Origin of the sequence: Streptomyces sp. NPDC004134, assembly GCF_042874195.1 — a bacterium.
Lineage (GTDB): Bacteria > Actinomycetota > Actinomycetes > Streptomycetales > Streptomycetaceae > Streptomyces.
Genome location: NZ_JBIAMS010000009.1, coordinates 171,680 through 195,112 on the forward strand (window position 1 = coordinate 171,680; position 23,433 = coordinate 195,112).

Consider the following 23,433-nt stretch of genomic DNA (forward strand, 5'->3'; position numbering starts at 1 on the left):
TTCGTAGCCGGAGATCATCTCGGTGCGGCGGTGGGCTGGTCCGCGTAGCGTCGGCGGAGGTGGGCTATCAGGACGACGCGGTGGCGGAGGAGTGGGACGCTGGCGCGGCCGGCCATGAGGCGTTTCTGCAGCTTGACATCGGTGATGCGGCCTTCGTTGACTCCGGAGTTGTATGGGGTGGTGATGCCCTGGGCGACGGCTTGCCGGTCTTCGCGCAGGGCTCCGGCGAGGCCGGCAAGAGGGGTCAGTCCGCTGTTCGCGAGGTCGTGGAGCCAGCCTGGGAGGGGTGTGGCGTCGCGGTTGTCGAGCATGCTGGCGAACCGGCGGACCAGGTCGTGGGTGTGCCTGAGCTCAAGGCAGTGATCGAGGAGCCGGGGCAGGCGATCGTTGATGTGCAGACTGCGGCGGGCCGGATGGGTGGTGATCCAGCGGGCCGCTTCGCGTGGGGAGGGCGGTCGCTCGCGAGGCGCGTCCAGGGGCAGGCCCCGGCGGAGGGGTGCGACGGCCATTTTCACGCGCTGGTAGTGGCCGAGATAGCCCTTGTTTGGAGTTCCTCGTGCAGGATCTTCGCGCTGTGCTGTCCCTCGTCCCAGCGTTGTTGCAGGTAGTCGAGGTAAGGGTCGAGGGTGGAGGGCTTGCGGGGCGGGCGGCGCATCACTTCCTGCCAGGCACGGGCTCGGGCGTACTTGCGTACGGTGCGGCGGTCCAGGCCGAGCTCCCGGGCCACGGAGCTGTGGGTCCGGCCGGTGCGGGTCAAGGCGTGCACGGCCTCGAACAGCCTGCGGGCATGGCGCCCGGCTCGGGAGTCCGCAGCGGCGTCCTCAGCGGCCTCCTCGATCGGTGCGGGATCGGTCTCGCTGACTGGGGGCAGTGCTGCGGGCAGGCAGCCGCGGTGGGCGGAGGCGATGTCCTGGACGCGGCGGGAGAGCCCCTGCCAGAGATGGAAACGGTCGCTGACCTGCACGGCATCGGGGGCGCCAGCGGTGATGCCCTGCCGGTAGGTGAGGGACCCGTCGCGGCACGCGACCTCGACACCAGGGTGCTCGCGGAGCCACCGGCTGAGCTGTTCCGCGTCGCGTCCCTCCCAGAGCGTGAGCGGGAGCCGGGCGGTGGCGTCGACCAGGAGGGTGCCGTAGGTGTCGCCGTAGAGCGCGAAGTCATCCACCCCCAGCACCCGGGGTGTCTCCGGTGGCGGAAGCGGCACCCGCATCAGCTGAGACAGAACGGTGCACCGCGAGAGCGTGACGTTTAAGATCCGCAGCATCCGGGAACCGCCGCGGCCGGCCAGCACCACGCCGACGTCCTCCACCAGGCGCTGCAACTGCGGTGTGCGCCGCTGGTATCGCACGGTCAGCCCCGCCACCTGCTCGGCGAAGGTCTTCTTCGGGCAAACCGGGTTTTCGCAGTACAGGCGGCGCACGGACAAGTCGATACGCAGTGGCCGGCCTCCGAGAGTGACATCGGCGAGCCGCCGTACATAGCGGCTGTGGCACCACGCGCTGAGCTGGCCGCATCCCGTGCATCCTGCTGGAACACCGGATCTCGTGCGGGCGTGGACCGCCACGACGGCATCGGAGACATCGATCGAGCCGACCAGCACCTTGGCCAACTGCGGCAACAGAGTTGCCAGTTCAACAGAGCACAGCCACAGGCTGCCCGCTATGCGGACCAGCCCACCGCCGCACCGAGATGATCTCCGGCTACGAAAATCTTGCCAGAGCCACGTTCACGTGTACGCCGACAGCAAGTCGTGGATTTGCAGCGCAACATGGTTCTGGTTGGGATCAGGGCATCGCCTCGACCATCACCTCTCCCTGCAGAAACCGCGCATCGCGCCGTCCTTCTCCGGAAAAGAGCGCATCAGCCGGTGTAAGGACAGCACGATCGCGCGCGGGCTCCCCCACCACGCGGACGTCCGTACCCGCCTCGCCCTCCTCCACCATGGACGCTGACTACGGCTCCAGAAATCGCCACGACCAGGAACTTGGTCCGCATGCTGAGCCTCTGCCCCATCATCAGCGACTCCCGACCACCCCATTAAGGGGTGAGGTTGTTGCCGATGTGGGAGGTGGTGGGCGCGCCGATGGCGGCGGGGCCGTAGTAGGTGCCGGTGGTGGGTTGGATGCCGGTGGGGGCGGTGTCGATTTGGAGGATGGTGCCGTTGGCGTTGTCTTCGTTGCCGGCGCCGATGGTGAGGTCGGCGAGGGTGTCGCCTGTGAGGTCGGTGAGAGAGACGGCGTTGCCGAGGCGATCTGTGGTTTCGGCGGTGTCGGGGACACCGGGGGTGTCCTGGCTGATGGCGTGGGAGCCGGTTCCGGTGAGGCCGGAGGGGCTGCCGTTCAGGAGGAGGGCGGTGCCGGCATCGGCGTAGGTGACACCGTCGCGTGTGATGTCTTCGTTGGGGACGCCGGCTAGGACATCGGCGTAGCCGTCGTTGTTGTAGTCGCCTATGGAGACGCTGCGCCCCATGGAGTCGCCGGCTTCGGCGGTGTCGGGTACGCCGGGGCTGTCCTGGTGGAGGGTGGTGGCGCCGGTGGTGGTGATGCCGGTGGCGGAGCCGTAGAAGGCGGTGACCTGCCCGCCGGTGAAGGCGCCGGATTCGGGGGTGTTGTGCTGGCCGATGACGATGTCGGTGTAGCCGTCGGCGTTGACATCGCCGGCGGCGATCGCCCGGCCGCCGGTGGCGTTCAGGCGGGTGCCGGGTTGGAGGCCGGCGGCGGACCCGGGGAAGGTCATGATGCGGCCGGTGCCGTCGGGATCGATGTAGGTGACGGCCGCGTCGGTGTAGCCGTCGCGGTTGAAGTCGCCGGTGGCGGCTTGGGGGAAGGTGACGGCTGCGGCGGTGGAGGTGGCCAGTCGACCGGTGGTGATGGTGCCGGTCGCGCTGTCACGGAGCCACCAGGTTGCCGGTGCGCCGGGCGCGATGGCGAAGACATCGGCCTTGCCGTCGCTGTTGAAGTCGCCGACGGACACGGCGGTGCCGAGTTTGGCGCCGGCGACGCGCTCGGCGGTGGGGATGCTGTAGCTGGCGCCGGTGGTCAAACCGGGACCGTCGAGTACGGTCACGTTGCCGATGTCGACGATGCCGGCGGTGTCGTCCTCGCCGGGGGTGCTGACTACGAGGTCGGCATAGCCGTCGCCGTTGACGTCGCCGTAAGCGCTGTCCGTGCCGAAGGCGTCGCCGGCTTCGGCGCTTCCGGGCACGCCGGTGGCGTTCTGGGTGATCGGCCGGATGGTGCCGTCCGGGCCGGTGGTGGTGCCGGGTAGCACGGTGATCATTCCGGCTCCGGCGTGGGTACCGACGGCGGCCTCGGGAACGCCGGCGGCCAGGTCGATCACGCCGTTGCGGTCGATGTCGGCGGTCGGGGTGGCGGCGGCGGCGGCGGGGCTGGCGGCGAAGGAGCGGATGGTAGGCAGTCGTGCCAGTAGCTTGGCTCCGGGGCTGGTGGTCAGAACGAGGTCTTGCGGGTTGGCGATGGCGGGGACTGTGGCCTGCTCGCCTGCGGCGTAGGTGCCGTTGTCGACGGTGGCGGTCAGGGTTTCGGTGCCGAGCGGATCGCGGTCGGTCAGGCCGAGCTTGTATGCCGCGAGCCGGCCGATGGCGTCGTGGGCGGCAGGCGTGGGTTCGGCCGTGTCCAGTTCGCCGATGAGGGCGATGCCGGTCGTGTCGGTGTTGAAGCCGGGGGTGTGGTAGCCGATCACGGGCTGGTCGATGCCGCCGGCGCGGCCTTCGAAGATGGTGCCGCACTTGTCGATGAGGAAGTTGTAGCCGAGGTCATTCCACAGGTGGTCGGGGTCTGCCATGTGGTACGCCTGTATTGACTGAACGATCGCCGCGGAGTCGGCACAGTTGTATGCGTTGGTGCCGCCTGTGTGGTGCACGATGACTGCCTTGACGTCGCTGCTGTAGGACGGTGGCTGGGGCAGGTTCTCGTCAGCTCCCCACTCGGCGCGGGTGGTGATCGGCGGCCGTCCGACCGCCGCCAGTGATGCAGTGGGCAGATCCCGTGCCTCGGGCGAAGCGGGGGCCGGCGACGGCGAGGAAGCATCTTCACTCCTAGCGGTGGCAGGGGTGACGAGGGTGAGATCAATCCCTTGCGGGAGAGTGCGCCCTTCTGCCGCTTGCACCTCGATTGCATCGGAGGCACCGACCCACAACGGCCCCGTCACCAACCGCTGCTCCCGCGCTCCGTTCGGTTCGCCCTCGGAAACCTGCGCAGCCTGAGCGTCGAGCGGACGCCAGGCAGACCAGGCGCCGTCGGCGGTGCTGCGAGTGCGGACCTCAATGTGCTCCGCGGCGTTTGCCGCAGCGGGCCACGCTGCGCCGAGCAGTCCAAACGGTTCTGTCTCCGTGGCCGGAAGCCCGCCTTGTGGAACTGGCATCGACCGCACCTGCGCCCCTGCGGCCAGTGCGGTGCCCGTCGGCGCGGCATGCGCCTGGGATGCGACAGACGGAGAGATCAGCACCGGGATCAGAAGCAGCCCAGCCAGCGTCAGCACCGTGCGGTGTCGTCTGCGGTGATGTCTCAGAGCAAGGTGGGTGATCGGGTGATGCATGCAGCTCTCCTGTCACTATCGCCTTACAAAGCATCAGATGTGGACGGCCGAGCGATAGGAAAGGTTGCACAGCGAATGCGGTGAGTGATGTCACAAGTGCAAAGCGTGTCCGATCGGTTGACGTGAGCCTGGTGAGGCGAGAGAGTCCGACCGCCCGTTCGATGTCCTCGATCGGGCCGTTGGTGTCTGGGGAGGGCTTGTGCTGACGCGTGCTTGGCATCTGCGGGTTGTTGCGGCTTTTGCCGCGTTCGCGGCGCTGTTGCTGACCGATGTGCTGCGAGCGGGTCCGTTCGCTGCGGAGGGTGAGCCGCTGACGGTGCCAGCCGGGGTTGTGGCCAAGCGGACCTCGCAACCGCTGAAGCCTGCCAAGGCGATGACCCGTGAAGAGCGGCGAACCCAGATTCAACGTGCTGAGCTCTTAGAGGGGTTCCAGCATGGGGCGAAGTACATGGCGGATCGCTACAAGCCGATCAAGCGTGTCCGGCCGCCCACCGTGACTCGCTCCGAAGGTAGCAAGGAGACGTTCCCGCCGCCCTCTTCGGGAGTCGGGATGCTGCGCGAGGGCGTTCTCTCAGGTTCGGGGACTGGGCCGCGTGCAGCGGATGATGACGACAACACGGACAGAATCTGGGGCTCCATATACAACGGCTGGCCGGAGCAGCCGTATCCGGATGAGGAATATCCGTTCGCCGTCGACGCACCGAGTAACGTGGCCTTGTGGTTCAACGGGCGGCCCGGACGCACTACATGGTCGGTGGATGCCAATTGGACCGGAGAGGCGCGGTTTCCGTACTTCATCCGCATCCAACTATATCGGGCTTCGGACAACGCGCTGGTGGCCACCCGGATCACCAACTTCGCCACCCTGAGGAGAAAGGATACCTCCGGTGGCTGTTTGCAGTGGATCGGCCAAGGGGGAGACCAGCTCTGTTCCTGGAGTGTCACGGACGGTGTGATCGCAGGCACCGCAGGCACGGACTACTACGCGAAGCTGTCCTACGCCAACGAAATTGGGAGCTACTACGAACAGCTGGATGCTGACAGCTGGCAGCACTACGAAACTCCCACTGGCTGGACCACGGCCGTTCGCACCCCGACAGCGCCGGCGCTGCGCACACCCGGCGTTCCCGGCTCTATGGCGGGCGCCTGCACCTGCCCCTACCAGGTGTACCGGGCTGATCCGGTGAACACCGCAACAGGTGCTGTCACGGAATCTGCCACCGACGCGAGCGTGCCGGGCAGCGGGTTGCCGCTTTCTCTGACTCGGAACTACTCCTCGCTGGCTAAGAATGGGGATGGCCTGTTGGGTAAAGGCTGGCGTCTGTCCTTCGAGTCCAAGCTTACGGCCACAGCCGATGCGGTGACGCTGACCGACACCGACGGGGCGGTAGCGCGGTTTACCCCAAATGGTGACGGCACGTATACAGCGCCGAAGCCAGCACGCTACAAACTCACACCGACAGCCGACGGCCATACACTGACGAACATCGACCAGACCAAGCGCGTCTATGACACCTCGGGACGTCTGGTGAAATGGCTAGACGGCTCGGGGAAGGGCCTGACACTCGGCTACGCGAACGGCACCCTGGACACGGTCACGGACGCCGTCGGCCGGCAGCACACCCTTGATGTGGATGCCGCCACAGGGCGACTGACGTCCGTGACGTTGGCTGACGCCCGAACCGTTGACTACCGCTACGAAGGTGAGCAGTTGGCGAGTGTCACCAGCGTGGACGGTGCGGTGTGGAGGTACGGCTACGACACAGGCGGCCGACTGGCCTCGATCACCGATCCAGGCGGGACTCTTGTCACCCAGAATACCTATGACGCAACTACTGGGCGAATAGCCACGCAGGTCGACGCCCATGGTGGCGAGTACACGTTCAGTTGGGAGCCGGACCCCGATCTGCCGGCGGGGTCGGGTGAGTCGACTATGGTCGATCCAGATGGCGGACGGTGGACAGACGTCTACGAGACCGGGGTTCTGATCCGCGGCTTCCGTCCCGCAGGCGGCTACACCAGCCGCTATTTCGACCAGCACCTGAATCCCGAGACCGAGTATGACGACAAGGTGCAGCCCACTCAACGCACATTCGATGCCCGAGGCAACGTCGCCACGCAGACCAAAGGCGGCGTGACCGAAGAGTTCGACTTCGATGCTTCCGACAGGCTGACGTCGTACACCAACGGCCGCGGGAAGACCACCACGATCAGCTACGACGGGACCTCGGACCGGCCGCTGGAAGTGTCCGGACCAGAGGGTACGACGACATACACGTACACCGACGGGCAGGTGGAGTCCATAACCGAGCCCGGCGACCGCACCACCGACTACGCGTACAACAACCAGGGGCTACCGGTCTCGCAAACCACTCCGGCAGGCCGGAAAACTACCTACACTTACGACGCCGCAGGCCGGATCAAGACGACCACCAACCCACGCGGCAATGAGACCGGTGCGGACCCGGCGAAGTACACCACCACCAATGAGTACAACGCCGCCGGCCGACTGGCCACAGTCACCGACCCGCAGGGCAACACCACCGCCTACACCTACGACTTCAACGGCAACACCAAGACCGTCACCGATGCGCTGGATCGGGTGACGTCGTATGACTACAACGCGGCAAATCAGGTCACCAAAATCACCGGCCCTGACGGCAGCGTCACCACCACCGAGTACGACAAGCGCGGCAACATGACGTCCGCGGTGGACGCCGAGGGCAACCGCACCAGCTACACCTACGACGCGGTCGGCCGGATGGCGTCATCGACCACCCCACGAGGCAACCTCGAAGGCGCGGATCCGGCGCAGTTCACCACCACCTACGGCTACGACGACAACGGCAACCTGACGGAGAGCGTCGACCCCACGGGAGCACTGACCACCACCGACTACGACGAACTCGACCGCCCGGTCAAAATCACCGACCCGATGGAGCGAGTGACCGAAACCCGCTACGACGCGGCCGGGAACGTCACCCAGGAGATCCTGCCGCACGGCAAGGGCCCGACGTACACCTACACCGACGACAACCTGCTCAAGACCGTCACCAACGCCAACGGCGAAACCACCAGCTACGGCTACACCACGGCCCGCCAGAAGGCCAGCGAGAGCAGTCCGCTGGGCCACCAGCGCACCTGGAGCTACACCCCCGACGGGCAGATGCGCACCGAGGTCGACCCCCGCGGACATGCCGAAGGAGCGGATCCGGCACAGTTCACCACCACCTACGACTACGACGCGACGGGCAACCTCACCGAAGTCCGCGATCCGCTAGGCGGAACCACCAGCTACACGCTCGATGTACTGAACCGCCAGACCGTCGTCGTCGACCCCAACGGCAAGTCCACCACCACTGACTACGACGCCCTCGGCCGCATCAAGTCAGTCAGCGCCCCGGACAGCGGCGTGACCCGCTACACATACGACACCGCAGGCAACACCGCCACGCGAGTCGATGCCAACGAGCAGACCACCACCTACGGCTACGACAAAATCGGCCAGCTGACCTCGGCCACCGACCCGCTGAACCGGACCACCAGCTACAAATACGACCCGGACGGCAACCGCAACGAAGTCACCAACGCCCGCGGCACCACCACCACGATCAGTCACGACGCACTGGGCCGCCCGACGGTCACCGACTATTCCGACGCCACCCCCGATGTCACCGTCGGCTACGACGCCACCGGCAACCGGCTCCAGGTCAAGGACGGCAGCGGCACCCGCACCTTCACCTACAACCCGCTACAGCAGCTCAAGACGGTCTCCGTGCCCGGCCTGAGCAGCGGCTTCACCTACGGCTACAACGGCGTCGGCCAGCTCGTCAAGCGCACGCCGCCCAGCGGCAACACCACCACCTACACCTACGACGCAAACGGCAACCAGGACACGGCCACCACCGCCGGCGCCACCACCACCTACCGATACGATGCAGCCGCGAACCTGACGGCCAGCCAGTTGCCGACGGCCAACGGATACACCGAGCAGCGCGACTACGACGCCGCCGGCCGACTCACCGACATCGCCAGCACCAAGGCCAATGTGACGCTCTCCGGCTGGCACGCCACCCTCGACCCGGCCGGGCAGCCACACCGCATCACCAGCACCCGCAAATCCACCACCGCACACAGCTACTACACCTACGACGACGCCGGCCGCCTGCTCACCGAATGCACTTCACCCACCGAAGGCGAGACCTGCCCCACCGGCGCTCCCACAACCAGCTACACCTACGACAAGGTCGGCAACCGCAAGACCCGCACCGCCCCAGATGGGGCAATCACCAACTACACCTACGACACTGCCGACCAACTCACTGAAGCCACCACCGGCTCCAGCACCACTAGTTACGCCTACGACGCAGACGGCAACCAAACCCAGGTCGGCGCCCGAACCTACGCCTACGACGCCGAAAACCGCCTCACGTCGATGACCGCCGCCGGCAGCACCTGGGGGTTCCAATACGACGCCGACGGCAACCGCGTGAAGCGCACCCGAGGCAACGTCACCCTCGCCTGGGACATCAACAACACCCTGCCGCAGCTCGCAGCCGAGTACACCTCCACCGGAGCCCTCAACGCCGAGTACACCTACAACCCACTCGAGCAGATCGAATCCCAGCACCGGACGATCTCCGGCACCAACACCGCCTACTATTACCACCGCGACCTCACCGGCTCCGTCACCGACCTCACCACCGAAACGGGCGGCCACGCCAAGACCTATAACTACACCAGCGCCTTCGGCACCGGTGGCCCCGCCGCCGGCGCCGAACAGCCCAGCAACAACTTCGGCTACACCGGCCAGTACAAGGAACCCGTCAGCGGTGAAGACCCGTCTCTGGCCGATGCACTCGGCTACAACCTCCGCGCACGCACCTACACTCCGGCTACCGGCCGCTTCACCAGCCCGGATCCACTGACGATGCCTCAGGGAACGCCGGCCGAATCCGCGTACGCCTATGCGGGTAACGCACCCAATCACCGCCTCGACCCCGCAGGCACCTGCTGGTGGGGCAACAGCAATACCAACTGCTGGTCGAATACTGCACGTGGCATTAGGGGGTCGTCCCTGAACCCCAGCGGCATTTTCGTCAGAGCCGGCCGCCAGTTGATGACGCTATCGAACGACTGCCTGTTCAGCGCTGTAACTCAAGTCGACCGGGAGTACGGGGAATCACGCTTCCTCCTCGCTGCCCGCTTCATGTACGGCGAGATGAAGAAGAATATTAATTCTCAAGATGTCAAGCTGCTGCGGCAGATGCTAGGGAAAGAGGGGCCGCTCAGCTGGTTTGGTTGGACCAAAATAAACAAAGCCTACGGACCCGCGGGTATAATGTGGTGGGGACTTGTAAAATCGGGAGGACCCTGGGATCACAAAGGTATATTGCGAGCCATGTTCTCAAACGATAGCGACCTGAACTTCCAGGTTCCCGGGGAAAATTTGTCGGCGTACTTCGACATTTGGTCGAACTATCACTACGGGTACGTCGGGATGCATGCCGGGTTCGGTCGATGGGCTCTCGAGTACGGAGCTGTAGAAGCGCCCGGAGCCGGCCGCACTGACGTAGGAGACCGAATGACGGTCTCGGCGGGGATCGGCATGTACGAAAAGTACGGTAGCGGTATGACCGCAGGGCAATTTTATGCGGAAGTGATCGCCAATATCAAGGCTATGGCCCGTGAGGGCGCTCCTCAGGTGGAGAAATTCTGATGAACCCCAGAAATTTGCGAATGGCATTTCTGGCCGGAGAAGTAGGGTGATTGTGCAGGGGGGCGCCCGGCCGGACACAAGGAAGCCTAGAAGGGCCTACTTGATCCTGGCGTTCGCCCTCCCCCCCCTTCTTGCCGCCTTTGGGACTTTGATCGGCACCCGCTGGACCGTTAGCGCCTGGGAAGACTGCCCCGGGGGAAATTCGGCTACTAACGGTTTCGGTCTGACGTTCGTCACAATGCCTACGGTATGGCTATGCATGACCGCACTTCTAGGCTTGCTCCAGGTGATGATTCATTTGATCGGGAGGCCGTACGGTCATCAAGGTACGTTCTGGTGGCTGCTGTTGTTGCCCTTGATCACAGCCATCGCGCTCACTCTTATTTACCGCACTGGCATGGGTTATCCAGAGGTACTGAACGATGGCTCTTGCTTCGAAGGGTGGCCGACATTCCCGTTCGGCGATAAGCCAGATCTGACCCCTGCCCCCAGGAGGTAGCTCCTGCCCAGCCGGCCTCGGCATAAGGTCGGAAGTGACGTGCTGGCACAGACTGCCCTCGAGCAGGCCGAGCCTGCTCGAAGCATCACCTGACCACCGACGGGGACGGCACCTCGCTCGCTGTCCTGCTAACCGGCGGCAACCGCAAGGGTCACCCAGCCGATACCGCTGCTCGACGCGATCCCGCCGTTTCGTGGTCGGGCAGGTCGTCACCCGTCGCAAGCACGACTCCTTGTTCGCCGACCACCGGCAACGACCACAACATCTACCGATACCAGTTCCGAGCTCAGATGGTCGATCATTTCAAAGGACCGTGCACTGCGGCCTGGCGAAGGAAGCTCGCATTGGCGCTGGGTAACGGCCCCAGCGACCACAGGCTGCAAGGGTGGCGCGAGGCTCCGCGCTCACTCCTCGAAGAGGTCAGCCTGCGTCCAATGTGCCGGGGCGGGTTCGCCGGAGTCGAGCAAACCTTCCAGGTGCGCCGCACCTTCGTCGTCCAGGTCGAGGAAGAGACACGGGGTCGTGCCGAGAAAGTCTGCGTATGGAAGCAGTGATCGGGCGCTTGGAGGGCTCGCCGTGCGAGTCGTGAGTTGCAGCGCAACGTGGTTCTGGTTGGGATCAGGACATCGCCTCGACCGTCACCTCCCCCTGCAGAAAGTCGCGCATAGCGCCGTCCTCCTCCGGAAAAGAGTGCATCAGCCGGTGTAGGACAGCACGATCGCACGCGGGCTCCCCCGCCCACGCAGACGACCGGACCCACCACGCCCTCCTCCACCATGGACGCTGACTACGGCTCCAGAAGTCGCCACGACCAGGAGACTTGAGCTCGCGGAGTACACCGGCCACGCGACTCCGGATGGTCTGCAGCACCTGCTGTCCGCCAGCCGCTGGGGCGCCCACTACGTGCGCGACTGTTCGCTGGCCCCGGCGCGAAGGGCCGGCGATTCTACGGCTTGGTCGCCGCCCGCCTGCCCGCCATCACCGAATTCGAAAGCGACGAGCCAACCCGGCAGTGGTGGGTCCTCGCCCGCCCCAGCAGGGTCCGTCGCCGCCTCGCAAGCCTCGGGGGTTCTCAGAGCACGGTAACTGTGTATCGGGGCGGGCTAAGACGGGTGGTACCGCGCGTGATTCGTCCCGCTGCCTTAAGCACCTTGAGCAGTTGGTCATGGGTCCCGTCGCGGTCGACCTTGAACGTCGCACCGGGCCGGGTAATTTTGCTGTATGGCCCTCCCAGGTGTGCGAAGGCGTTGACGATGTCGTCCGCGGACGCCTCGGACGCAGCGGAGCAGAGCAGACGGAGCACGAGCGGTGTGTTGACCTCTCTGTGCTCCTGCCCGACACGCGCGATGCGGATCACCGTCTGCGGCAGCAGTGGGAGCTGCTGGGCGTCGGCGTAGACGGCAACTGCGTTGAGTGCCGCCCAGTTGTCATCGGGCACGTAGTCCTCGACGTCGGCGAGGATCTCAGCTCCAAGTTTGGCGGCAGTCATGGAGTCCGTGAGCACCTCGCCGACCATCCCGGAGACAAGGTCGGGGCTGACGAAATTGCCGATGTTCTTCGAGCCCTTGATGGCGCGCCCAAGGGCGGGCCAGCCGCCTGCGCGGAAGTGTGCGAACGACGTTTCGTCGTCGTCGACAATCCCGCGTTCGAGCAGGAGCGCGAACAGGTCGTTCCCCTCTGCGACAAGGCCGTCGACCGGCAGCGGCGTGGCTGCGCCCAGGCTGGTGACGAGGTCGACGCGTACGGAGGTAGCCATGGTGCTCGCATTCAGGATGGCAACTGCCGCGGCCTGACTGTCGTAGTCGGCTCCGTCCGGGTCCGCGGTGTCCTCTGACTCGTCGACGTTGATGGTCCCAGCTTGCTCGAGCAACGACGCGAGATGAGTGTCGATGGAGCCGACCTCGGCGCGATAGCTCTCGAGGTTGGCCAGCGACGCGTGAAACAGGTCGGCCGCGGCGAGCGCCGTCCATGTGGACTTCGGCGCATCGCGCAGCCTGCGCAGCCGCGCGTCAGATGATGTGCGTGCGAGCACGTCGGCGAGGTCACCGGAGTGCGGGTCGACCTGTTGGTTATCCCCGTCCTCAACGATGTCGTTGAGCACGGTGATGAGGGTCTGCGGGCTGATCAGCGCGTGGTCGGTCTTGGGGTCTTGGTCAACCGCAGCCAGATAGGCCGGCAGGTCGTCGAGGCAGTACGCGTACACGGTTGGGTTGCCGTGGACCTTCTCGAGCGACACATCGCCCGTGATGTCGAGGGCCGAGCGCAGATTGTCGGCGGTGAGCTCGTACCGGTTCGCATCGACGACGCGCTTCCGGATGTCTTCCTTGAGCGGCTTCAGCTCGGGGACGACGATGCTGGCGCGGCGCAGGATCTCATCCAGCCGTTCCGGGTCGCGCTCGTCTGCGGGCTGAGGCCCGGTGAAGGCCGGCATCTCGCGGTAGTTCTTGAGGACGAACGCGCGGACGCCCTGATCCAGGTCGTAGGTCGCGTCCGGGTCGAAGGCACACAGCGCGGCGCTGACCAAGCTGGTGCGCGCGTCCTCCGGGACACCTTCATTGCCCACCAGGTAGGTGAACACGTCACGCCACCGGTGCTCGGTTAGGCGCGCAGCCAGCTTGTCGCGTTCGGCAGCCTCGGAGGTGAAGTACGCGGCCAGGAAGGTTGACGCGCCCTCGCTAGGCCAGCCAGCAACGAGTTGGTTGGCGACGTCACCGGCACCCGGGTGGTCGGTGGCCAGGAGGTGGTTGACGATGTCGATGTTGTACGCGGCGACCGTGTGCACGAGCTCCTCGCCGGCCTCCTCGGCCTCCGCCAGCAGGTTGGCGACAGCGCCGGCGCGGCTGAGGTCGTAGTCGATGGCCATGATGTTGTTCTGCACGTGCTGGACCATGAAGTTCGCGACATCAACGCCGGTGAAGGTGCCGTAGAACTGGGCGGCGTAGAGGGGGAAGTTTCGGTCGATGTAACCGCGGCGGACAAGTTCGCACGCGAGCTGCGACTTCAGGGTCGCGACCAGCAGCTGAGCGAACGTCTGCGGGGACTGCTGGTCCTGCGGGCCAGCACCGTCAGCCGTCGGGGTCGGCGTCAGTTCGAACCGGGGCATCTTCACCAGTTGAGCGAAGTCGGCGCATCGCAGCTCCTCGATGTCGCGCTCGATGTCATCGAGCTCGGCGTCGACGGCGGTCGCGTCGAACTCGGCCCACCGGTGCGCGTCGAGCCCCTCGGGTGCGAACATCTCCAGTCCGGCCCTGTCGAAGGTGGCGACGTTTTGAGTCTGACTATGCGCCTGGCCGGGTGAGACCGCGATGGTGAGGCGCTGAGCCTGCGCGACCGCTGCCCAGAAGGCGTAGTCGGTGACGTCGTCGACAATGAACCGGTCCGAGCCGACCACGAATCTGAGGTAGCTCCAGCCCGTACCTTTTATTTCAGCCTCGGCGTAGCGCCGCAGACGCTTGCCGAGCCGCTCGGCGTCGCTGCTCCTGGTGCGCACCCGGCTTGGCTCGGCAAGCAGGAAGCGCTTGCGCTGGTCCTTGGCCGCGATGGACTCCCGCACCAAGCGCTGATGCAGGTCATAGAGCCGGTCCAGGTCGCTGTCACGACGGGTGATGTTCTCGAAGTCCTCGAGGTGGAAATTCTTGTACACCACCAGCGCGAACAAGTGGCTCGCGTCCATCCCAGGCGCAGTCTTGTTCGGCTCCACTGGCTCCAGCAGTCGCTCGGCGAACACCAGATACTCATTGCATATGTTGCGCATCAGGCGCATGTCGGTGCAGTGCTGCGCGACGGTGTTAACCAATCGCGATTCGATGCCGGTGATGCCGCGGTGCTTGAGCAGGTTCTGGAGCAGGTCGCGGGCGTTGCGGTGGGAGATGAACGGTACCAGCGGAATGACCACGTCGAAGAACTTCGTCCGGTTGGCCCGCAGCGTCTCAGCGGCGGCCGCGTCCATACCCCCATCGGTGGCGGCGACCATCGTGGGGGTGGCCTCTACGGGTTCCGCGGCGCCGATCCCAGCGGCGGTCGTGGATACGGCCCTGGACGCGGTGTCGGCATCGATCTTGCCGAAGACGCTGTCCCTGACGGCGTACACGAATCGCAGCGGCGTACCGAGACCCAGGAGCCGCGCAGCCCACCTGTAGGAAAGCTTCGTGGCAAGCCTGTCGGGCCAGTCCTCCTTCATATGCCCGAGCAGCCACCGCAGCGCGTGCCCAGGCCTGTTCCCGTGCCGCTTCGCACGCCGCTCTGGGGTCTCGTTCAGCAGGATGTTCAGTTCGCGCAGGGCCTCGAAGATGTGCGGGTCCTCGAACCGGTCGAGGTCCTCGAAGACCACGATGTCCTTCGACTCCCGACTGAAGTAGTGCACGATCTCGTCCAGGTACATGTCGAAGAACGACTGCGGCTTCTCCGTGAGGGTCAGCGCCGCGCCACCCGCCGACACATCGGAGACCGTGAGGCGGCCGTAAGTCAGCATCCGCACAGCGCTCACCAACAGCGTCGCGAGGACCGCGGCGCCGGCCCACGCCGCCACCCGCACCCACGTGGCCTCGTGAGCACCAGTCCATTTGATGTGCGGCAGCAGCCCGAGCAGGTACAGCAAGCCCCCGACGGTGCCGACGACCGCCGCCGATTGCGCGAACGCCTTACGCTTGCCCAAGACGGCGATCTTGTGGAACCGAGAGTTCTTCCCGACCTTCTCCGACGCGCCGTACAGCAACTGCTTGACGATCTCCTTCTGGATGCGGTTCGTGGTGCTCTCACCCTCCTCGCCCGGGGCGAGGGTCGAGATGGCCAGGCGCAACACGGACTTGTCATGGTTCGCCTGGAACTCGTTGAGTACGCTCGACTTACCCGCGCCGTAGCGACCTGTCAGCGCGATGTTGAGGTTCTTCGGGTCCTTGACCGCCTCCTCCAGCCGGCGCAGGTACGTCCCGTGGTGCCCCTCCTCGTACTTTGGAGTCAGCGACTCCAGCGGCATGTCCGCCACCTTGGTCACTACCAGCGGGGCAGCAGCGGAGTCACGGCCAGCAGCCGCCGCCGGCGTTGCCGGACCCGGTGTGCCACTCTCGGGCGTGTTGGCCGTCTCGACGGGTATGCGTGCCGCTGCTGTTCCAGCGGAGTCGGGCGTGCCAGGACGTTGACCCCAGCCGACGTTCTCTGAACCGTGCGCCACCACGTTCCCTTCATGCGCGTGCTCGTGATTCCGACGAGACCGTGCCTAACTCGCTACGTCCAGCAGTTCGTGGCTTCAATGGCGCGCGTCCCCGTCCCCGATCTCAGGCTCGGGGCTGTCAGAGTAGTAGTGGCCGCCGACATCCCATCGGCATTGGGTGCGGCTCTTTTCAAGGGACAGCCTCACCAGCGTGAACTAGGGCTCGGCATGCACTCGCAAGATCGCCTTGACCGGAACACTTCGGCCCACGGGCAACCAGCATGAGAGTTCACATCATGGCCCCGGAGTGCGCGCCATCACGGATCAAGAGAGTCGGTGGTGCGGGCTTGTCAATACCCCTTCACCCGGACGAGCGACTTCCGTTTCCCTTCGGCGGCTGTGCATGCGACGGTCCCAATGGCGTACCCGGAGGATTCCGATCCCTCTGGCCTGGTCGGGTGGCGCCTGCAGGGAGGTTCGCATGGCTTCGTCGGGCACGTTGCCACTTTTCGACGCACCTGCTGATCGGGGCGCGTTGGGCACGTGGGTGGGCAGCCAGGCGACCGCGCCGAAGGCCCAGGCTGGGGTGCGGTTTGCGTTCTACGGGCGGGTGTCGACGGAGGACTACCAGGACCCGGACACCTCCCGGGGCTGGCAGTTGATGCGTGCGCAGGCGCTGGTCGCCGGGCACGGACGAATCACCGCCGAGTTCTTCGATGTCGGGCACAGCCGCGTGCTGCCCTGGCCCCGCCGCCCGGAAGCCGCCCGGCTGATCGACGCCCTGGCCGATCCGGACCGTACCTTCGATGCGGTGGTGATCGGCTCCAGCGAACGCGCCTTCCACGGCAGCCAGTTCGCCGCCATGGCCCCGCTGTTCGAGCATCATGGCATGCGGTTGTGGCTGCCCGAGTTGGGCGGCCCTGTCGACCCGAGCCTGCCGGGCACGAGGAGTTGATGATCCTGCTGGGCATCCTGTCCAAGCGGGAGATCGCCCGCGCCCGCCTTCGAGCCCGGACCGCCATGACCGTCCAGGCCCGCGAACAAGGACGCTACCTCGGCGGCCGACCGCCCTACGGCTACCGCCTCGCCGACGCCGGCCCGCACCCGAACCGAGCCTGGGCACGCCGCGGCGCCCGCGCCCAGCGCCTCGAAGCCGACCCCACCACCGCACCGGTCGTCTCCTGGATGTTCGCGCAACGCCAGTCGGGCAAGAGCGTGGCTCGCATCGCCCGTTCCCTCAACGACGCGGCGGTGCCGTGTCCGTCGGCGGCCGACCCGGACCGCAACCCGCACCGCACCGGCACACGCTGGACGCTGACCGCGGTGCGCGCGATCCTTGCCAATCCCCGCTACACCGGCCGGCAGGTGTGGAACCGCCAGCGCACCGACCAGGAGCTGATCGACCCGGCCAACACCACCCTCGGCCACCGCGACATCGCCCGCTGGAACCCGCCGCAGGACTGGATCATCTCCCGCCAGCAGGCGCATCCGGCTCTGGTCAGCGAGGCCGACTTCGTCGCCGTCCAGGGCACGCGGGCCACCACCACCGCGCCGAGGCGCACCTACCTGCTCGCCGGACTCTTGCGCTGCGGGGTGTGCGGGCGGCGGATGGACTCCTGCTGGTCCCACGGCCGCGCGGCCTACCGCTGCCGCCACGGCCACACCAGCGCCACCGGCCCCGGCGCCGGCCCGTCACGCAACACCTACGTCCGTGAGGACCGCATCCTGGCCCGCCTGCCCGCCCTGCTGCTCCGCCTCACCGAAGGCGACGAGCCGACGGATCCCGAAGCGGCAGCCGCCCGGCTGCGGGCCGAGAACGTGACCCTGACCTACGACCCGGCGGACAGCTCCTTGACCGCCGGCACCCCGAGGAGAGAAAGGATCCGCATCGGCTGACCAGCGCCCCCTCCACCACCAGGGACGGACACAGAACAAAACACCCGTCCCTCACTCCAGGTGAGATCCGGGTGTCAATGACACCTGCCCGCGAACCCGCGGTCGTGGGGCAATTGTGTGTCCGAGGGGGGACTTGAACCCCCACGCCCTTAACGGGCACTAGCACCTCAAGCTAGCGCGTCTGCCATTCCGCCACCCGGACCGGGTTGCCGTGCCGCGGCAGAGGGCCGCGGGGCACGGCCAACGATACCAAGGATTCCGGGGCCGTTCGCACCAGTATTTGGTTACGGTACGTGGCTGCCCGTTGCGGATGGTGAGCGGTCCGGGCCCCGGCCCGCCGGTGGGGCGGCGGGCCGGGGGGATTCGGGCGAGGCGGGTACGGGGGCCCGGGCCGGGCGGGACGGCCGGGCCGGGCCCCCGGGGTCAGGCGCGGAGGTGGCGGAGGTGGGCGGCGGAGCGGCGGGCCGTGGACAGGGAGCCGGCCGGGTTCGTGTCGGGGCTCACCGCGTCGTCGCGTTCGACCAGCCAGTTGTGGTACTTGCGGTACCGGCCCCGGGTGACCGTGCCGATGAAGCGCTGGTAGTCGATGTCGCCGTCGCCCACGTCGGTCATGTGGTAGCCGTCCTGGGACGCCGCGTCGTGCTCGCCGTCCTTGACGTGGAAGAGCGGGAAGCGCCGCGGGTCGGCCGTGACGTAGTCCAGCGGGTCGAACGGCGCCGGGGTGCCGTCCGGGCGGACGCTGAAGCGGTGGACGCCGGTGTAGGCCCAGTAGATGTCCATCTCCATGAACACCAGGTCCGGGTCCGTCTCGGCCAGCATCAGGTCGTAGATGCGCACCGTCGGGTCGTCGCTGCAGAAGCCGAACTCGTTGCCGTGGTTGTGCTGGTAGAACCGCAGGCCGCGGCGGCGGGCCGCCGCGCCGTAGGCGTTGAACTCCGCCGAGGCGCGCTTCACCCCGGCCACCGTGTTGCCGTAGCGGAACGGGCCGTCCCAGGTGCCGACGTACGGCAGGTCCAGGGTCTCGGCGTCGTCGAGGACCTGCTCCAGGCTGGTGGCGAAGGAGTAGCCCGACGGGTCGCCGACGTGGTACGCGACGTGGCTGCCGATGCCGCGCAGGCCGTGGTTGCGGGCCAGGCGGCGGAGCTGGGGCAGGGTGAGGGGGCCGTTGCCCTGGGTGTAGCCGGCGTATTCGACCTGGTCGTAGCCGTAGCGCTCCAGGGCGTCGAAGACCTTCGCGAAGCCGGCGGTGCCGATCTGGTCGCGGAGGGTGTAGAGCTGGATGCCCAGGTTGCCCCGGGGGACGGCCGGGCGGCCGTGGCCGCCGCCCTGCGGCTGCGCGGCGGCGCCGGCGGCGCCCGCGGTGCCGGCGATGGCCGCCGCCGTGGTGCCGGCCGCGACGCCGAGGAATCTGCGTCTGTTGACGGCGTGGTCGAGTTCGTCTCTGTTCTTGGTGGACATGGCAACGCTCCTTGACGGGGATTCAGTCGAGACCGGCGAGCGACAGCAGCAGTGACTTCACGTCGGTCGCCGGTACGGGTCCCGAGGTCGCCCCCGGCCGGGTGGTGAGCAGCACGGGGCCGTCGCGCTCGTCGTCCGGGAGGCGGCCGTGGGTGCCGCGTACCGGGGCGGGGTCGAGCGGGACGACGGCCAGGCGGTAGCGCATGCCGGCCTTCTTGCGGGCGATCGCGGAGACGGCCCGCAGACGTACGTACGGGTCGGTGGGGTCCATGAAGAGCTCGGCGGGGTCGTAGCCGGGCTTGCGGTGGATCTCGACGAGCTGGGCGAAGTCCGGGGCACGGTCGTCGTCGAGCCAGTAGTAGTACGTGAACCAGGCGTCCTGCTCCGCCACCGCGACCAGCTCGCCGGCGCGCGGGTGGTCCAGGCCGTGGGCCTTCTTGCCGGAGTCGGAGAGCACGTCGGCGACCCCGGGCAGCTTGGTGAGGATCTCCCGGGTGGCCTCGATGTCGGCCGGGTCGCGGACGTAGACGTGCGCGATCTGGTGGTCGGAGACCGCGAAGGCGCGCGACGCCCACGGGTCCAGGTACTCCATCCCGTCCTGGGTGTAGACCTCCAGCAGCCCGGCCTTGCGCAGCGCGCGGTTGACGTCCACGGGCGTGGCCGCCTGCGTGATGCCGTACTCCGAGAGCACCACGGTCTCCGCGTCCGCCGCCCTGGCGTCCGCAAGCAGCGGCGCCAGCGCGTCGTCCAGCTCGCGCGCGGCGGCGTGCGAGCGCGGGTCGTCGGGGCCGTAGCGCTGGAGGTCGTAGTCGAGGTGCGGGAGGTAGACGAGGGTGAGGTCGGGGCTGTACGCGTCGAGGATGTGCCGCGAGGCGTCGATGATCCACTGCGAGGAGACGATGCTCGCCGTCGGGCCCCAGTAGTTGAAGAGGGGGAACGTGCCGAAGGCGGCGGTCAGTTCGTCGTGCAGCTCAGGCGGCCGGGTGTAGCAGTCGGGCTCCTTGCGGCCGTCGGCGTAGTAGATGGGGCGCGGGGTGACGATGTAGTCGGTGTCCATGCCCATCGCGTACCACCAGCCGACGTTGGCCACGGTGTAGCCGGGGTACGCGCGCCGGGCCGCCTCCCACAGCTTGTCGCCGCCGACGAGCGCGTTGTGCTGGCGCCACAGGAAGATCTCGCCCAGCTCGCGGAAGTACCAGCCGTTGGCGACGATCCCGTGCTCCGCCGGCGGCGCGCCGGTGAGGATCGTCGACTGCACGGTGCAGGTGACGGCGGGCAGCGGCGGCGTCAGCGCGCTGTTCGAGCCGGCGTCGGCCAGCGCGCGCAGGTTCGGCATGTGGTCGAGGAGACGCGGCGTGAGACCGACGACGTCGACGACGACCAGCCGCTTCGGGGGCGTCATGGCAGCTCCTTCAGGCCGAGCGAGGTGAGCAGGTCGCGGGCGACGGACAGTTCGGCGGCGATGCCGTCGGCGAGCTGTGCGCGGCTGCGCGGCCGCAGGTGTGCGGGCAGAGCCTGCCAGGTGTACGTCTCCACTTCCAGGTGTCTCGTCAGCGGTGCGGGACCGCCGACGAGGCGGGCCAGCGTCTCCTCCAGCACCGGCGTCGTCGCCGTCAGCGGCGGCTCCAGCGGCGCGTGCAGCGGTACGTGGAAGTGGGCGCGCCACGGGCCGTCGTCGGGGAGGCCGCCGGCCAGGGCCTCGTCGAGGTCGTCGGTGGCCCGTACGGTGCCGTCGGCGGCGCGGATCCGGGTCTGGTGCAGGAACCGCGGCTCGGCGAAGGCGGCCAGCGCGGTCCGTACCCCGGGATCCGCGGGCCGTTCGGCCACCAGGGCCGCCGACAGTTGGGACTTGACGATGGGCAGGCCCGCGCCCGTGATGCCGGCGATGGCGGTGGCCGGGTCCTCGAAGGACGTGGCCAGGTGGCAGGTGTCGACGCAGACGCCGATACGCTCCGGCGGCGGCGCGCCCTCCGCGGTGAGCGCCGCGACCGCGTCGGCGGTGGTCTCGACCGTGCAGCCCGGCTCCGGCTCCAGGCCGACGCGGATGGAGCGGCCGGTCAGCTCCTCGATGGCGTCGAGGCGCGCGGCCAGGGTGCCGAGCGCCGTCAGCGACGCCTTGCGGGCGGCGTCGTCGAAGTCGGTGCGCCAGGCGAGCGGGAGGGTGGAGATGGTGCCCTCGGTGACGTCGTCGGGCAGCAGCGCGGCGAGCAGCCGGGCCAGTTCGACGGTGTGGTCCAGGCGCTCGGGCTCGGTCCAGTCGGGCCGGTAGACGCGGTACTTGACGACCTCGTCGCCGAACCCCTGGTACGGGAAGCCGTTGAGGGTCACGGCCTCCAGGCCGCGCTCGTCGAGCGCCTTCTTCAGCCGGCGCAGCGCGGCGGGGTCGGAGCCGAGGGTGCGGACGGCGTCGCGCGCGAGCCACAGGCCGATGCCCAGCCGGTCGCGGCCGAGCCGGCGGCGCACCGGCTCGGCGTGGTCGCGCAGTTGCGCCATCACCCCGTCGAGATCCTCGGCGGGGTGCACGTTGGTGCAGTACGCGAGATGGACGAGGGAGCCGTCGGGGTGTCGGAACCGCATGGGTCAGCTTCCCCCTCGCAGGATGGAGTTCCCTTCGTACGTGGCGCCGCCGGCCTCCGGCTTCTCCGGCTCCAGCTCCAGCCGGCCGCTCTGGCCGTAGAACTCCACCGGGTTCTGCCAGAGCACCTTGTCGACGTCGGCGTCGGTGAAGCCGGCGGCGAGCATGGCGTCGGCGGTCTTGCGGGTCTTGAGCGGGTCGCTCTTGCCCCAGTCGGCGGCGGAGTTGACGAGCATCCGCTCGGTGCCGTACTCGCGCAGGATGCGGACCATGCGGTCCTCGTCCATCTTGGTGTCGGGGTAGATGGAGAAGGCCGCCCAGCAGCCGCTGTCCCGGGCGGCGGCCACCGTCGTCTCGTTGAGGTGGTCGAGGATCACGCGCTCGGGCGCCAGCCTGGACTCGCGGACGACGTCGAGCGTACGGGCCAGGCCCGCGGCCTTGTCGCGGTGCGGCGTGTGCACCATGGCGGGCAGCCCGTGGTCGGCGGCCAGCTCCAACTGGGCGGCCAGCGCGTGGTCCTCCTCGGGGGTCATGGAGTCGTAGCCGATCTCGCCGACGGCGACGACGTGGTCCTTCAGCAGGTAGCGCGGCAGCTCCTGAAGGACCGGCAGGAGGCGCGGGTCGTTGGCCTCCTTGGGGTTGAGGGCGAGCGTGCAGTGGTGCGCGATGCCGTACTGGGCGGCGCGGAAGGGCTCCCAGCCCAGCAGCGAGTCGAAGTAGTCGTAGAAGCTCTCCGGGGAGGTGCGGGGCTGCCCCAGCCAGAAGGAGGGCTCGACGAGGGCGCGTACGCCGGCGTCGTACATGGCGGCGTAGTCATCGGTCGTGCGGGACGTCATGTGGATGTGCGGGTCGAAGATGCGCATCACACCTCCTTGCGGGTCAGGGCGAGGATCCGGTCGAGGTCTGCCGGTACGGCGCGGCCGGCGGCCGTCCGCTCGCGGGCGTAGTCGTCGAGCATGCGGGCGAGTTCGCCGTCGCCGGCGGCGCGGTCGGCGAGGCCGGCGATCTCGTCGGCGGGCACGCCCGTGAACAGGCACTTGAGGACGGCCTGCCGCCAGGCGTGGCCGCCCAGGTGCTCGGCGGCGTACGGGCCGAGGGCGGCGGCGACCAGGCGGGTGTCGTTGGTCCGCAGCGCGTCCTCGATCAGCGGTACGGCGCCGGGGCCGAGGCCCAGGTGCGGCAGCGCGCGCAGCACGGCCCGGCGTTCCGCGGCGTCCCCGCGGTCGTAGACCCGGGTGGCGACCTCCTCGTCGGCGCGGGCGGCGTGCAGGATCAGCACGCGTACGGCGTCGGCGGCCCCGGCGCCCGTGCGGCGGCGCGCGGCGGCGAAGTGGGCCTCCCAGGCGAGCAGCCCCGTGCTGGGCCCGGGAGTGCCGGCGGCCGCGTCGGCGAGCGCGGCGGCGAGCCACTCGCGGGCCTCGGGCGCGAGACCGGCCTCGACGGACGCGCGCAGGGCGGCGACCGTCGCGGCCGCCGGGGCGGAGGCAGTGGCGGGTGCGGCGGGGTCGGCGGCGGGTGCGGGTGCGGCGGGGTCGGGGGTCACCACTGCGCGGCTCCTCTCACTCGGGTCACGGATGCGG

At 67.9% G+C, this 23,433-nt stretch carries 12 protein-coding genes, 1 tRNA gene and 1 pseudogene; 4 read left to right on the plus strand and 10 right to left on the minus strand.

What is annotated here, in order from left to right:
- Positions 1 to 14 precede the first annotated feature (14 nt).
- From ACFYVJ_RS14725 to ACFYVJ_RS14735, 3 genes are all read right to left on the minus strand, one after another.
- Positions 15 to 509 (minus strand): hypothetical protein, encoded by a 495-nt coding sequence (locus tag ACFYVJ_RS14725; RefSeq protein WP_388890783.1) that lies wholly within the window; start codon positions 507 to 509, stop codon positions 15 to 17.
- 2 nt (positions 510 to 511) lie between these two features.
- A complete protein-coding gene (locus ACFYVJ_RS14730; protein ID WP_388890888.1) occupies positions 512 to 1,600 on the minus strand; it encodes an ISL3 family transposase in 1,089 nt (362 codons plus the stop codon).
- Positions 1,601 to 2,037: 437 nt separating this feature from the next.
- Complete coding sequence (locus tag ACFYVJ_RS14735; RefSeq protein WP_388890786.1) at positions 2,038 to 4,557, minus strand: FG-GAP-like repeat-containing protein; 2,520 nt, start codon at positions 4,555 to 4,557, stop codon at positions 2,038 to 2,040.
- A gap of 199 nt (positions 4,558 to 4,756) precedes the next feature.
- Between ACFYVJ_RS14735 and ACFYVJ_RS14740 the strand changes: the two genes are divergently transcribed.
- Both ACFYVJ_RS14740 and ACFYVJ_RS14745 read left to right on the plus strand, forming a co-directional pair.
- On the plus strand, positions 4,757 to 10,276 hold the full coding sequence (locus tag ACFYVJ_RS14740) for a DUF6531 domain-containing protein (protein ID WP_388890789.1): 5,520 nt from the start codon (positions 4,757 to 4,759) through the stop codon (positions 10,274 to 10,276).
- 564 nt (positions 10,277 to 10,840) lie between these two features.
- Positions 10,841 to 11,060 (plus strand): annotated as a pseudogene (locus ACFYVJ_RS14745) (IS5/IS1182 family transposase); the annotation flags it as partial.
- A gap of 787 nt (positions 11,061 to 11,847) precedes the next feature.
- Here ACFYVJ_RS14745 and ACFYVJ_RS14750 read toward each other — a convergent pair.
- A complete protein-coding gene (locus ACFYVJ_RS14750; RefSeq protein WP_388890792.1) occupies positions 11,848 to 15,750 on the minus strand; it encodes a hypothetical protein in 3,903 nt (1,300 codons plus the stop codon).
- 655 nt (positions 15,751 to 16,405) lie between these two features.
- On the opposite strand from ACFYVJ_RS14750, the gene ACFYVJ_RS14755 reads away from it, so the two are divergent.
- Both ACFYVJ_RS14755 and ACFYVJ_RS14760 read left to right on the plus strand, forming a co-directional pair.
- Positions 16,406 to 16,879 (plus strand): hypothetical protein, encoded by a 474-nt coding sequence (locus ACFYVJ_RS14755; RefSeq protein WP_388890794.1) that lies wholly within the window; start codon positions 16,406 to 16,408, stop codon positions 16,877 to 16,879.
- A complete protein-coding gene (locus tag ACFYVJ_RS14760; protein WP_388890796.1) occupies positions 16,879 to 17,820 on the plus strand; it encodes a recombinase family protein in 942 nt (313 codons plus the stop codon). The genes ACFYVJ_RS14755 and ACFYVJ_RS14760 overlap by 1 nt, the downstream gene beginning before the upstream one ends.
- A gap of 118 nt (positions 17,821 to 17,938) precedes the next feature.
- Here ACFYVJ_RS14760 and ACFYVJ_RS14765 read toward each other — a convergent pair.
- The 6 genes from ACFYVJ_RS14765 to ACFYVJ_RS14790 form a co-directional block, all read right to left on the minus strand.
- A tRNA-Leu gene (locus ACFYVJ_RS14765) sits at positions 17,939 to 18,022 on the minus strand.
- Between the two features lie 221 nt (positions 18,023 to 18,243).
- Positions 18,244 to 19,278: a sugar phosphate isomerase/epimerase family protein gene (locus tag ACFYVJ_RS14770; protein ID WP_388890799.1), complete on the minus strand. Its 1,035-nt coding sequence runs from the start codon at positions 19,276 to 19,278 to the stop codon at positions 18,244 to 18,246.
- A 22-nt stretch (positions 19,279 to 19,300) separates the two neighbouring features.
- On the minus strand, positions 19,301 to 20,680 hold the full coding sequence (locus ACFYVJ_RS14775; RefSeq protein ID WP_388890802.1) for an alkaline phosphatase family protein: 1,380 nt from the start codon (positions 20,678 to 20,680) through the stop codon (positions 19,301 to 19,303).
- Positions 20,677 to 21,855 (minus strand): metabolite traffic protein EboE, encoded by a 1,179-nt coding sequence (eboE, locus tag ACFYVJ_RS14780; protein ID WP_388890805.1) that lies wholly within the window; start codon positions 21,853 to 21,855, stop codon positions 20,677 to 20,679. The genes ACFYVJ_RS14775 and eboE overlap by 4 nt, the downstream gene beginning before the upstream one ends.
- A gap of 3 nt (positions 21,856 to 21,858) precedes the next feature.
- Positions 21,859 to 22,716 carry a TatD family hydrolase gene (locus ACFYVJ_RS14785; RefSeq protein WP_388890811.1) on the minus strand — a complete coding sequence of 286 codons (858 nt, stop codon included), beginning with the start codon at positions 22,714 to 22,716 and terminating at the stop codon, positions 21,859 to 21,861.
- Positions 22,716 to 23,399 (minus strand): EboA domain-containing protein, encoded by a 684-nt coding sequence (locus tag ACFYVJ_RS14790; protein ID WP_388890814.1) that lies wholly within the window; start codon positions 23,397 to 23,399, stop codon positions 22,716 to 22,718. Before ACFYVJ_RS14790 ends, ACFYVJ_RS14785 begins: the two co-directional genes overlap by 1 nt.
- Positions 23,400 to 23,433 lie beyond the last annotated feature (34 nt).